Raw genomic sequence first — 13,210 nt, 5'->3', positions numbered from 1 at the left:
CGTCCGCGGGCGTCGCCTTCGGCGCCGGCTTTTCGGTCTCGGCCGTTTCGCCGCGCGATTCGATGTATTCCTCGACGTCCGATTTCAGGATGCGGCCGCCCTTGCCGCTGCCCTCGACGCGCGCGGGATCGACGCCGGATTCCTCGACCAGGCGGCGTACCGCCGGCGAGAGCGCGGGCTCCTCGCCGCCTTCGGCCTCGTCCGGCTCGGGCTCCCTTTTTGGCGCGGGTTTTTCCTCGGCCTTCTTCGCCGCGGGCTTTTCCGCGGCCTTCGCGGCGGCCTTTTCCGGCTCTGCCTTTTCCTTCCTGTCCTTCTTTGGCGCTTCGCCCGCTTCCTCGATGTAGCCAATCACGTCACCGACCTGCACCACGCTGCCGGCCTTTTTCGTGATGCGAGACAGCGTGCCGGACGCCGGCGCGGGCAGGTCGATCGTGATCTTGTCCGTCTCGATGACGACAAGCGGCTCGTCCTGTTCGACCGCGTCGCCCTCGGCCTTCAGCCATTCGGCGATTTCGCCTTCGGCGACGGATTCACCGACGCTCGGGATCTTGATTTCGACAGCCATGAGTTAAGAGGTGCTCCGGAGAGGGGAATGCGCGCGCCGCCTGCCGGCCCCGCCGCGCGCGCAAAGTGTAGGCACGACGCCCCGAAAATCAAGCGCCGCGAAACGACGCCAGGCGGTCCGGCCCGCAAATCAGTGCGTTCCGATTTCGGACGACGCCGTCAGCGTTTCCCAGATGTCATCGACCATCAGCGGGTTGAACACACGAACGCTTTGGATATCGAACGACGGCTCACCGTTGTAAAGGACCACGCCGGATCGGGCGCGCTTGACGCCAAGGGCTCCGAACCAATCAAGCCCCTTGACGAAATCCCTTGAAAAAGTGGCGGCCGATTTGATCTCCACCGGTGTCAGCCGGCGATTTTCTCTGACGATGAGATCGACCTCGTTGCCGCGGGAGTCGCGGAAGAAATAGACCTCCGGCCGGATTCCCTTGTTCAGCGCGCTTTTCACGATGTCCGCGATGACGAGATTCTCGTACAGATTTCCGCGCAAGGGGTCGCGCGACGCCTGTTCCGATGTGTGAATGCCAAGCAAAAACGCGGCGAGACCAACTTCGGTAAAGTAAATCTTCGGCGACTTGATCACGCGTTTCTGAACGTTTGCAAAGTAGGGCGGCAACTCAAAGACCACATACGACGCCAGAAGAACGGAAAGCCAGTTTCGGATCGTCGCGCCGGATACGCCGACGTCGTTGCCGAGCGAGGCCAGGTTGACCACCTGCCCGATCCGACCGGCGAGCAGGGTGAGGAACTTCTGAAATTGCGAAAGATCGCGCAACTGGATCATGGCGCGCACGTCCCGCTCGACATAGGTTTGCAAGTAGCCGTTGAAAAACCGGCGCGGTTCCAATTTCTCTTCGTGCAGCCGCGGGAAAAATCCGCGATGAATCAAATCGAACGGATCGGACGCCGGATCATAATGTCGTAGCTCCCGCAGCGAAAATGGCCATAACGTCAACATGGCCGTTCGGCCCGCGAGAGACTGGCTGATGGCCTCGTGCAGCCCCGGTTGATGGCTGCCGGTCAGAACGAATCGCCCGCGCTTTTTGGAGCGGTCGACGATACCCTGGAGGTAGGACAGCAGGGCGGGAACGCGTTGCACCTCGTCCAGGATGCCGCCCTCGTCCATCTGCCCAAGGAATCCGCGCGGATCGGCTTCGGCCGCCATACGGACGTCGGGATCCTCGAGAGAATAATAGCGCTTTTTCGGAAACGTCATTCGGGCGAGGGTCGTCTTGCCGGACTGGCGCGGCCCAAGAATCGTAACGACCGGATACTCCGCGGCCGACTGTCGCAACTCTTCCGCGATGTCCCGAACGATCATGGCGCCATGATGCCGCCGGGGCGTGCAAATCGCAAGTCAAAGTTCCGATTTGCACGTCTGCGCGTTAAGGGCGCGAATTTTCACCGAAATTCTGTTCGAAAACGAACGCCGACGGCGACGCTCGCACGCGCCTTATCCTGCCGCTTTCGCCTTGCGACCGCTTGCCGGCGTGCCCGCCAGCGCCTCATCGACGATCTGGCGCTGCTCGTCGAGGTGGCGTTTCGCGTGGCCCGTCGCCGGCGCCGCCGACGCCGGACGCGAGACGCGTACGATCGCACGGCGGTCGGTGAAGCCGTCGCCGACGTGCGTCAGGAAGTGCTGCAACGCGCCGGCGTTCGCCGGTTCCTCCTGCGCCCAGACGATTTCCGCCTTCGGGTGGCTGACGATGAGTTTACGCACCTGGTCGTCGGGAAACGGGTAGAGCTGCTCGAGGCGCACGAGCGCCACATTCCTGATGTCACGATCGTCGCGGGCGCGCGCGAGGTCGTAATAAAACTTGCCGGTGCAAAACACGATGCGGTCCGCGCTTTCGAGCTTGTTCATGCGCGGGTCGGGCAAAAGCTCTTGAAAACAACCCTCGACGCACTCGTCCGCGCGGCTTGTCGCCATCTTGTGGCGAAGCAGGCTCTTGGGCGTCATGACGACAAGCGGTTTGCGGAACGGGCGATGCAACTGGCGGCGCAGCAGGTGGAAGTGTTGCGCGGGCGTCGTCGGATACGCGACCTGGATGTTGCTTTCCGCGCATAGCTGCAAAAAGCGCTCGAGCCGCGCCGACGAATGTTCCGGCCCCTGGCCGTCGTAGCCGTGCGGAAGCAGAAGCACGATTCCGGAATGGCGCTTCCACTTGGCCTCCGCGGACGCAATGAACTGGTCGATGATCACCTGCGCGCCGTTCACGAAATCGCCGAATTGCGCCTCCCAGCACACGAGTCCGTCCGGCGTTTCAAGCGAAAAGCCATATTCGAACCCCAGCACCGCCGCCTCGGAGAGCATGCTATCCCAGATCCAGACAGGCGCCTGCGTCTCGGAGACGTGTTGCAGTGGCGCGTATTCCTCCTCGGTCTCGCCATCGACAAAGATCGCGTGCCGCTGACTGAACGTGCCGCGCCGCGAATCCTGCCCGGACACGCGCACGGAATAGCCCTCGTGCGCCAGCGTGCCGAACGCGAGCAACTCGCCCATCGCCCAGTCCATCGGCTCCTCGCCGGCGCCCATCCGACGCCGCGTCTCGAGAAGCCGCTTGAGCTTGCGATGGATCTTGATGCGTTCGGGCACCTCAGACAGCGCGCGCGTCACGCGGTCGATCGCCTCGCGTCCCGCCCCGGTTTCGTAGCGGCAACCGATGTCGTCCGGCGACGCGGGGCGGATGCCGCGCCACTTGCCTTGCAGGGTGGAGTAGGGCGTCTTTTGCCATCCCGGCGACGCGCTGCGCTCGTAGGCGTGCTCGAGCTCCCGGCCGTAGGCTTCCCGCATGCCGTCGAATTCCTCGGACGTGCCGAGCCTCCGATCGACGAGCGACTTCACGTAGATCGTGCGCGTGCCGGGGTGCTTGTCGATGCGGCCGTACATCTTCGGCTGCGTGAAGGCGGGCTCGTCCGTTTCGTTGTGGCCGTAGCGCCGGAAGCACCACATATCGACCACCGCGTCCAGGCCGAACCGGCGGCGGAATTCGAACGCCGTGCACAGCACGCCGATCAGGCCGCGAACGTCGTCGCCGTTCACGTGAAAGACGGGCACTTGCAGCATCTTGGCGACGTCGGAGCAATACAGCGTGCTGCGCGCGTGGATCGGCGCGGTGGTGAACCCGAGCTGGTTGTTGATGATCAGGTGCACGGTGCCGCCGGTGCGGTATCCGGGCAGAAGGCCCAGGTTCAGCGTCTCGGTGACGAGGCCCTGGCCGGAAAAGGCCGCGTCGCCGTGGATCAGAAACGGCAGCACCGCGTCGCGGGCCGCCGGCCCCCCCAGGTCGTCCTGCCGCGCGCGCACGCGGCCTTCCACCACGGGGTTCACGGCCTCCAGGTGGCTGGGGTTCGGCGTCAGGGTCAGCCACACGTTCTTGCCGGCGCGCGTCGTGTATTCGTTGTTGTAGCCCAGGTGGTATTTCACGTCGCCCGATCCGTAGGCCAGGCGGTGATCGAGAATGTCCTCAAACTCGTTGAAGATCATCTCCGGGGGCTTGTTCAGGATGTTCGCCAGCACGTTGATTCGCCCGCGGTGCGCCATGCCGAGGATGAACGTCTCCACCCCGCGCTCCGCGGCGAACTCGATCATCGCGTCGAGCGCCGGCACGACGGCCTCCGCGCCCTCGAGCGAGAAGCGCTTGGTGCCGACGAACTTGCGATGCAGGAACTGCTCGAACGCCTCCGCGCGGATGATCTTCTCGGCCGCATGCCGCTCGACCAGGCCGTCGATGAAGGCGAGGTAGCTTTCGGTCTCCACCGCGCGTCGCAGCCAGTCGGCCTGCTCCTCGTTCAGGATGTGCGTGTATTCCACGCCCACCGTGCCGCAATACACCTGGCGAAGGCGGTCGCGAAGCCGGCGCAGCGTCATCACGGATTGCGGGCCGAAATCGCCGATCCAGAACTCGGCGTCAAGGTCGGCGTTATCGAGGCCGAATGCGGTGATCGGCGGCTCCTTGAACTCCGGCCGCGTGTCGAGCTCAAGCGGATCGAGCCGCGCCTCGTGATGCCCGTGCATGCGATACCAGTCGATCAGGCGCAGCACGCCCATCTGTTTCACGAACGAGGGGACCGGACGAATGACCTCGCGCGCGACGATCAGGTCGCGCGGCCGGCCGCTGTGAAAAATGCTGGGGGGCGAGGCCGGCGCCGCCGCGGGCCCGTTGCCCATGTCGCCCGCCTCGAAGACGGAGCGCCAGCTCGCGGGAACGGCGGAGGGATCACGGCGGAACGCCTCGTACATCCGCTCGGCGTAGGCAAGATTTTCGAAATTCGGATCGCGGTGCGAACCGCTCATGGAAGACTCCCGTTTACGGATCGGTCGGGCGCGAACGAAAATCGCGCCTCCCAATTAAACGACGCGCCGGGCGGCGCGTCGAGTGCGCGTCTTACGAAAGGCGCGCGGTTTCGTCAACGACTGCGAGCACCGGACAGCGCTCCCGCGGAAGGCGGGCGACTCGGTGGCCGCGCCGGCGATAATTCGTCTCGCGCCCAAATCGCGTCGGTGCTACAAAGGAATCCCGAAAGGAGGCGTGCGCCATGAGGTTTCTTTCCTTTCAGATCGCTATCGAAAAAGAACCCGACGACGAGGGCTATTTCGCCTATAGCCCCACGTTGCCCGGCTGTTTCAGCAACGGCAAGACCATCGAGGAAGCCAAACGCAACATCCGCGAAGCGATCCGGCAGCATGTCGCGTCGATGGTCGAGCACGGGGATGTGATTCCAGACGAAGAACGACTTGTTCATGTTGAAGAATTGACCATCGGCATTCCTTGATGGGACGGATGCCGCAAGTTCGATCGCGGGAACTCGTCCGGTTTTTAAAAGCCCGCGGATTCGTCGAGGACCGACAAACCGGTAGCCACCTGACGCTTCGTCACGAGATCAACGGGGTATCGGTCACCGTCCCGGTCCATACCGATTGCGACGTCGGGCGTGGTCTGGCGTTGTGAATTCTGAAAGACGCCGGGTTCACGCAAGAGGAATTTACTCGCCGGAAGTCATCACCCCTTCCGCCCGATCACCTTCACGCTCGCGACCTTGCCCGCCACCAGGCCGAGCGCCGTATCGAACGTCGCCGCATCGATGCCGAAATTTTCCAGGTCGCTGGCCACGAGCGCGCGAAGCTGCGACTCGTCGTAGACGTGCCGCTCGGTGATTTCAACGTCGGCCAGGCCCGCGTCGCGAAGCCCCTTGGCATAGTCACCCTCGGAGATCGCCCCCGCGACGCACGCTGAATACGCCGCCGCATGCTCGCGGATCGCCTCCGGCAGATCGTCCGCAACGATGTCGGACACGGAAAAGCGCGCGCCTGGGCGCATCACACGGGCGATCTCGCGGAACACCGTCGGCTTGTCGGGCGAAAGATTGATGACGCAGTTGGAGATCACCCAATCCACGCTCGCGTCCTCGACGGGCAACTCCTCGATGAAGCCCTTGCGGATCTCCACGTTCGCGTATCCGGCTTTCGCCGCGTTCTCGCGCGCCGCCTGGATCATGTTGTCGGTCATGTCCACGCCGATGACGCGCCCGGTCGGGCCGACCTTCTCCGCGGCGATCAGCAGATCGAGCCCCGCGCCGCTTCCGAGGTCGAGCACGGTTTGTCCCTCGACGACGCCCGCGAACGCCAGCGGATTGCCGCAGCCGAACGAGCTGGCCGCCGCGTCGGAATGTTTCGATTTGGCGTCGTCGCCGTATCCGGCCACGCCGGCGCCGGCCGGAGCGACGCTCGTGCCGCACGCCGCCGCGGCCGGGCCGCAGCATCCACCCGTGCCCGCCTTCGATTTTTTCAGCGCCTCGGCATAGGCGCGGGAAACCTGCTCTCGAACGTCGGTCTGGGTCATCGCTTCTTCTCCATTTTCGGTGGTTGGGGTTTTGCGGGCTCGACGCTGTTTTCGATCGCGTCCGCCGCCGCGCGCAACGCGCCGGCCAGCAAGCCCGGATTGAGCCGATAAGAAACCTCGCGCCCGTTTTTCTCCGCGCTCACGATGCCTGCGTCGCGCAACATCGCGAGATGACGGGATACGCCCGAGATATGCACGCCGCAACATCCGCCGACCTCGGAAACGGTCATCGGCCCGCTCGCACACGCCAGCCGGGCGACGATCGCCAGCCGGTTCGGGTCGCACAGCGCCTTGAAAAACGCGGGCTTGAACCGCCGGAAGAGGGTCTCGCAAATGCTTTCGTAGTCGCGTCGGGCTTTCATGGGCGCCATTCTTAGCACATTTGCGCAATAATGCAAATGTATTTTTCGCGCCCGTGCCCGTGCCCTCTTCGCGTACTTGCCCGCGAGTAGTTCGGCGGATACCTTGCCATTCCCAACCCGCCGGACTTCGCCGGGCGCAGGTTATTCACGGAGGTAATCATGTCCGAACCGGCGACGCCAACCTACGGCCGCGGATTGATCGCGGCGCTTGATAAGGACCTTTTCGATCGCGCGGTCGCGTTCGTCGCGCCCGAGGCGTGGGAGCACGCGAGGCGTGAATTCCATAAGGAGCCGCTTGCCGTCCACGTGCCCGACTCGATGGAGGAGGCGCGGATCGTCGCGGATATCGACGCGCTGCCCGAGGCCGGCGCGGTGTTCGGCATCGGCGGAGGCAGCGCCATCGACGCGGCGAAGATGTACGCCCACCGGCGCGGCGGGCGACTCGTTCTCGTGCCGGGCATCCTGTCGGTCGACGCGGCGTATACGAAATCCATCGGAGTGCGCGTGCAGCACCGCGTGCGGTACGTGGGCGAGGTTTTTCCGGAGGCGCTGCTTGTCGATTTCGACCTGTTGCAAACGGCGCCAAAGCGCCTGAACCGCGCGGGCGTCGGAGACATTCTCTCCATACGCACCGCCTTGTGGGATTGGCAATTCGCGCGCGACGAAAAAGGCGAGACGTACGACGAGGCGATCGCCGTCAAGTCCGCGGCGATTCTCGAGCGCCTGATGGCCGCGGCCGACGACATCCGCGAGGTGAGCGAGGACGGCCTGCGCCTGCTTTCCGATTCGTTTGTCGCCGAGGTGCGCCTTTGCGAACGGTTCGGAAACAGCCGCCCCGAGGAGGGATCGGAGCATTATCTCGCCTACGGCCTGGAGGCGATCACGCGCAAGCACTACATCCACGGCGAATTGATTTCGTACTGCGTTCTGCTGACGTCGCTCCACCAGGGGCAGCCGATCGATGACGTGCTGCGCTTTCTCAAGCAGGCGGGTGTCGAATTTCGGCCCGAGGCGATCGGCGTGGACCGCGCCGCGATGCGCCTTTCGCTTTCGGTCGTCTCCGAATACGTCCGCCAGGAAACGCAGCTTCCGTGGGGCGTCTTCCACGCGCGCCCGCTCGACAGCCAGGACGCGGATGAGTTATTGGACGGTCTCGAAAAACGGATCTGACACCGGAGTTTCTGGGATGCTCAGACTTCGCGTCTTTTTTATGCCCGTGCTCCTGATTCTTGTCGCCCTCTCCGGCGCGGCTTGCTCGTGCGGTGACGACGACGACGATGGCGATAATGACGTGGACGACGACGTTGCGGATGACGATACCGCCGCCGACGACGACACGGGCGATGACGACACCTCGCCCGATGACGACAACGCGGATGACGACGACGTCGACGATGACGACGCGGATGACGACGACACCGGCGACGACGATTTCGAAAACGAGCCGCTGGCCGTCGCGGATTGCGACGCGGCGTGCGTTGCGATCGACGAGGACGTGAACTTCGATGCGTCCGCCTCCACCGACCCGAATGGCGAGACGCTGACATTCGCCTGGGACTTCGGCGACGGCGGATCGGCAAGCGGCGCATCGACGACGCACGCCTTTGATGCCGCCGGGGCGTATCGCGTGACGCTGACCGCGACGAACGAGAGCGGCCTGTCGGACGAATCGACGTGCGTCGTCGGCGCCGGCGATTTTCCGGTTGTGACGCCCGCGATCGACGCAATCGATTTTTCCCCGAACCGCTTCGATCCGGCGATCATCGAAACGGGCGACAAGCCGACCGACGGCGGGCTCGTCTACGGCTTTTTCGTCGCGCCGCAGAACACCACGCCCGACGCGATTCTCGTCAACGGCCTAAACGGCCATCCCGGCGACGCGCCGGTGAGCTGGTGCGAACTGACGCCGCCGTCGCTGAACGCGGGCGATGTCGGCATCGTGCGTTGCCACAGCTACGACCCGGCGTTCAACGCGGGCGAGTCCGTGACGCTGGCGGTGATGGACGGCGCGACGACGATCTGGACGAAGACCGCGACCATCCCCGCGCCGTCGTTAACGCCCAGCCTCATCACGGCGAGCGTCGACGGAAAGGAGATTCTCGTCCACGTGCGCAACGACGCGGACAAGGTCATCACGTTGACGGACATTGATCTGAATGGCCAGGACATCACACATTTCGCCGTTGTCGAAAACGCCGCGATCGCCCCCGGCGCGCACGCGATCGTGCGCATCGTTCGCTGCGACACCGCGCCGCTCGGCGAGAGGATGGCGTTCACCGTGCGCGGCACGGACGCGGCGGCGGCGACGCACGCGGTCACGCGCTCGCTGCGCCTGCACCAGCCGATCTTTCCGGTCGGAAACTGGAACGGGTCGTCCGGCGACGTGTTCACCGACGACGAGGCGTTGCAGCAACAGCTTGACGTCGGCATCGACATGTTCATCTGGAACCCGAACGCTCACGATCCCGACGACGTGCTGCCGCGCGCCGAGGCCTGGGATTTCTACCTCTTCACGCATCGCGGCGATGTGTCGGGTGATCAAACGTATCTCGATTTCGTCGCGGACCACGGCGACAACCCGCGCATTCTGACGAACGCGGTCAGCGGCGAGGCCGACATCGGCGGCGAAGCGATCGACGAACTGCCCGACGTGCAGCTTCATCGCGAGATCTGGCCGGCGGACAAGCCGCTGTGGGTTTACAACGCCTGCTCCTACGAGTTCCCCGCATTCGCGCCGCTCGCGGACCTGGGAGGCATGGACCACTACTGCGTGTTCGCGCCAAAGTGCAACATCAACCTGCCGCCGGGTTTCTGGGACCGGATCGAGATCGCGGGCGCGTACGCCGAGCAGATCAAATACGCGGCGGAACCGAATCCCGCGTGGAACTGGACGCAGACCATGTGGAACACGAATCTCGACGACGACGTCTTCATCCGATGCACGTCGGACGAGGAGATCCGCGCGCAGTGGTATCAGGTTATTTCCGCCGGCACGAAGGGCATCCTCTGGTTCATCTTCCGGGACGAAGTCTCGGAGCAATGCGGCGGGCAGGGCGAGGACGAAATGCTCCGCCTTCGTCGCGAGCTCGATCAGATAAAGCTGGTGCTTCTCGAAGGCGAGATGACCGAGCCCGGCGCGTTCGCGGCAAGCGCGGACGACACGATCGACGTATCCGTCACCCTTGCCGCCGCAGGCGCGGTGTTGTTCGTGACGAACCTGGACTACGACCTGAACCTCGTCGGGCCGTGGACATGGCACGAGAAGGCGAACGTGGAGATCGCGTTTACGCCGCCGGCGGGATTCGAGCCGCTCGAGTTCCGTCTCCTGAACGGCAACGCCTTCACGGAGCTCGCCGCGACGCGCGTCTCCGAAACCGAATGGCGCATTACCCTGCCGGCGCTGGCGGTCGCCCAGGCGATCGCGATTGTTTGGGAGCCGTAAGCGCGCGATTCATCGCAGCCGGCGCGTCAGAGCCGCGACCGTCAGGGAGCGGGTGGCTTCGCGCCGTTACGCCGCGCGTTTTCCGTCGCGTCAGATCCGCGCCCGTCGTGTCGGGGCCGCAAACGAAGCCGCGACGGTGGCGCGGCGAAGTGCGCGGTCGATCCCGCCCCGGCATTGCCGTGTTATCTTCAATTGTGCCGATGAGCAGCCGACCGCGCACTTCGTCGCCCCGCTCTGAGCGGGGCGACTTCGTTTGCGGCCCTGGCGTCGCGCCCCCTCGCTCCTCGACCTATGGCCAAACGCCATGCAATCCTTATAATGAAAAGTTGTTTCTGAATTACGCGCAATATTTTGGCGCGGTGCGTTTGGTGGAGGGTCGGCATGGTTGCAAGGGTACGTCCCGGGCAATTGGCGTTCATCGTCGTCGCTGCCTTGTTCACGGTCGTCTCGGTTGACTTGCGCGCCGCGCTCGCCGCGCCGATCGACCTCGCTCCGTACGCGCGCGTCACCGCGACCGGCACCCGCGAAAAATTCGTCGGCTTGTGGCCGCGCGAAACCGATGACGCGGCTTACACCGTTCGCGACGGCATCGAACGCACCTCGTGGAAGGTTCACGCCGAGGGCGGCACACTCACCGCCGACCTGTTGCCCGCCTTTCCGCGCACGCCCCTTGGCATCACGTCGATCACCGCCGATTGGGCGCGGCGGCCCAAGGGCGATACCGTGCTGCGCGTGCTCGCCTGGTGTCACGGCCCGGTCGTGCGTGAGGCGCTCTGGCCCGCGGGCCTGGACACGTTCGTCTTTTCCGCGCCGACGAACGGCGGGTGCGTCGAACTCACGCTCGTGAAGCCCGGACGCGCCGCGCTGCGAGAGCTGTCGATTTTCGCCGCCGACGAACGCACGCCGCGCCCGATCGTGAACCTGATCGCCGCGGACCGCGGTACGGGCGAGATGGCGCTCGATTGGCAGGCGCCCAATGGCGATCCCGCGTTCGTGGAGATTTTTTTCGTGCCGCCCGGTGTCGCCGATCCCGGCGCGGAACATTTCGTCGATCGGCGGCTGGGTGCCGGGCCGTGGATCGCGCCGCGTCCCGAGGAGTCCGGCTGGGACGTCGTCGCCGTGCCGGTTGCGCCGAACGGGCAGCGGGGCGACGCGTTGCGTACACGCGCGCCCGGCCGGGCTGAGCCGACGCGCGCGGGATTCGGCGCGATCGAGGGCTTCTACGGCACGCCGTGGTCGCCGATCGAGCGCCGGCGCATGATCCTGACCCTCGCCCGCGCCGGTCTCGGTTGGTATCTGTATGCGCCGAAGGACGAGCCCAAACATCGCGATCGCTGGCGAGAGACGTACACCGACGTGGAAATGGCCGCGTTCCAGGAGCTGTTGGACCTCGGGCGCCTTGTCGGCGTCGAGGTTTTCTACGGCATCGCGCCCGGCCGCGACATGATCGTGGATGACCCGGGCGAGCGCGCCACGCTCATCGCCAAGCTCGCCCCGTTTGTCGATGCGGGTTACCGCGGCTTCATGGTCATGTTCGACGACATCGAAAACGACATCGACGAACCGGTGGACCGCAAACTCGGCCGTAAGCATGCCGATCTCGCCGAATTCGTGAAGGCCGAACTCGAGATGCTCGCCGGCGAGCCGGTCGAGATCGTCGTCAATCCTCTGGCCAAACGTCCCGAACACATGACGGATTGGCCCGGCGGCGTCGAGTACGCCAAGGCCATGGGCAAGGTCGATCAGGCGATCCACCTTTTCTGGGGCGCGCCGACCGACGGCCACGTGCTCACCGGGAACGATTTCGAGACGGCGCGCTCCTTTTACGGCCGGCCGCCGATCTTCTGGGACAATCAGTTCGCCAACGACGGCGGCGACGGGTTTACCGGCCGCTTGTTGATGGCGCCGCTCGCGTTCCGGGCGGGCGACATGCTGGGCGACGTCTCCGGATTCCTCGGCAATCTCATGTTCCTGGGTGCCGCGGACCGCATCATCGCGGGCACCTACGGCGCGTACGTCGCGGACCCCTGGAACTACGACCCCTTCGGCGCGCTCGACACGAATGTCGCCGGCTTGGCCGATCGTCCCGGCGATGTCCAGACGCTCGCCCACGCCGTCCGGTATTCGTTTGGCAGCAACGACATCGGCAATCCGGGCACCGCCTTCCCGTTGAACCTGGACATGGAAACGGCGGTTCCGTTTTTCGAAAGCGCCTGGGCGACCGGCGACCGCGACGCGGTTTTTTCGCGCGGCGCCGAATTGCTCCGGGTCGCCGCGGACATGGCGTCGATTCCGGATGCGATGCACCACGGCGGTCTCGACGCCGAACTCGTTGACGACCTGTGGTATCCCATGCTTCGCCCGCGCTCGGAAGGCCGCGCACTGTTGGAATTGATGCAGCACCTGGGCGCGCTTATCTCCGGCACCGGCGACGCGGACGCGCTCGAACGCGCCGACACGCTTTTACGTGACGCGATCTTCCTTCGCTATCAGGCGAGTCCATTTTTCGCGCATGCGTTCCGCGACCGCGTAAAGTGCTACGACGCCCCGTTTACGCATTTTACCAAACCCGCGCTACCCGGACCGTCACGCGGGCGCGCAAGCCAGGCGTGGGTCTACGAAACGCAGCCCAACGCGCGCCTTTCGATCCACGGATTGCCGGGCGTTGAACTTTCGGGCCGTCGCGCGACGTGGACGCCTACGCACCCGGGCGTCTATCAGGCGATCGCCGTCGCCACCTCCGACGAGGGCTGGGCGTGGCGCGATCTTTTCATCACCGTCGAAACGCAAAGCTTCGGCGATGACGACGACGGGCTCGCGCCCGGGGATGACGACGACACCGATGGCCCGACGGACGTGACCGGCGATGCGGGCGACGAGAACGAAGACGACGAAAGCGATGGCGGCTGCGGCTGCTGAAAAAGTCTGGAAGTTCGGAAGTTTGGAAGTTGCACGCGGTTCCCAAAACTTCCCAACTTCCCAACTCCCCAACTCCC

10 protein-coding genes are annotated in these 13,210 nt (G+C 64.9%); 5 read left to right on the top strand and 5 right to left on the bottom strand.

Annotated features, from left to right (window positions below; genetic code table 11):
• From K8I61_01925 to K8I61_01915, 3 genes are all read right to left on the bottom strand, one after another.
• The coding region (locus K8I61_01925; GenBank protein ID MBZ0270766.1) for an E3 binding domain-containing protein at window positions 1-565 on the bottom strand (565 nt) is incomplete at its 3' end.
• 129 nt (window positions 566-694) lie between these two features.
• The gene (locus K8I61_01920; GenBank protein MBZ0270765.1) at window positions 695-1,888 is read right to left on the bottom strand and encodes an ATP-binding protein; all 1,194 of its coding nucleotides are present in this window, start codon (window positions 1,886-1,888) and stop codon (window positions 695-697) included.
• Window positions 1,889-2,020: 132 nt separating this feature from the next.
• Entirely contained in the window at window positions 2,021-4,864 is a 2,844-nt protein-coding gene (locus tag K8I61_01915; protein MBZ0270764.1) for a 2-oxoglutarate dehydrogenase E1 component, read from the bottom strand.
• A gap of 242 nt (window positions 4,865-5,106) precedes the next feature.
• Between K8I61_01915 and K8I61_01910 the strand changes: the two genes are divergently transcribed.
• Both K8I61_01910 and K8I61_01905 read left to right on the top strand, forming a co-directional pair.
• Complete coding sequence (locus K8I61_01910; protein MBZ0270763.1) at window positions 5,107-5,343, top strand: type II toxin-antitoxin system HicB family antitoxin; 237 nt, start codon at window positions 5,107-5,109, stop codon at window positions 5,341-5,343.
• Complete coding sequence (locus K8I61_01905; GenBank protein MBZ0270762.1) at window positions 5,343-5,519, top strand: type II toxin-antitoxin system HicA family toxin; 177 nt, start codon at window positions 5,343-5,345, stop codon at window positions 5,517-5,519. The genes K8I61_01910 and K8I61_01905 overlap by 1 nt, the downstream gene beginning before the upstream one ends.
• 51 nt (window positions 5,520-5,570) lie before the next feature.
• On the opposite strand, the gene arsM is transcribed toward K8I61_01905, so the two are convergent.
• Window positions 5,571-6,410 (bottom strand): arsenite methyltransferase, encoded by an 840-nt coding sequence (gene arsM, locus K8I61_01900; GenBank protein ID MBZ0270761.1) that lies wholly within the window; start codon window positions 6,408-6,410, stop codon window positions 5,571-5,573.
• Window positions 6,407-6,772, bottom strand: a complete 366-nt coding sequence (locus tag K8I61_01895) for a metalloregulator ArsR/SmtB family transcription factor (GenBank protein MBZ0270760.1) — start codon at window positions 6,770-6,772, stop codon at window positions 6,407-6,409. The genes arsM and K8I61_01895 overlap by 4 nt, the downstream gene beginning before the upstream one ends.
• Before the next feature lie 159 nt (window positions 6,773-6,931).
• On the opposite strand from K8I61_01895, the gene K8I61_01890 reads away from it, so the two are divergent.
• From K8I61_01890 to K8I61_01880, 3 genes are all read left to right on the top strand, one after another.
• A complete protein-coding gene (locus K8I61_01890; GenBank protein MBZ0270759.1) occupies window positions 6,932-7,942 on the top strand; it encodes an iron-containing alcohol dehydrogenase in 1,011 nt (336 codons plus the stop codon).
• A gap of 16 nt (window positions 7,943-7,958) precedes the next feature.
• Window positions 7,959-10,214, top strand: a complete 2,256-nt coding sequence (locus K8I61_01885; GenBank protein MBZ0270758.1) for a PKD domain-containing protein — start codon at window positions 7,959-7,961, stop codon at window positions 10,212-10,214.
• A gap of 381 nt (window positions 10,215-10,595) precedes the next feature.
• Window positions 10,596-13,133, top strand: coding sequence for a beta-N-acetylglucosaminidase domain-containing protein (locus tag K8I61_01880; GenBank protein MBZ0270757.1), 2,538 nt, complete (start codon window positions 10,596-10,598; stop codon window positions 13,131-13,133).
• The last annotated feature ends 77 nt before the right edge of the window (window positions 13,134-13,210 follow it).

Source organism: bacterium (genome assembly GCA_019912885.1).
In the GTDB taxonomy this organism is placed as follows: domain Bacteria; phylum Lernaellota; class Lernaellaia; order JACKCT01; family JACKCT01; genus JAIOHV01.
The sequence above is the reverse complement of the archived record's forward strand: the minus strand, read 5'-3'. Positions and strand labels throughout refer to the sequence as shown.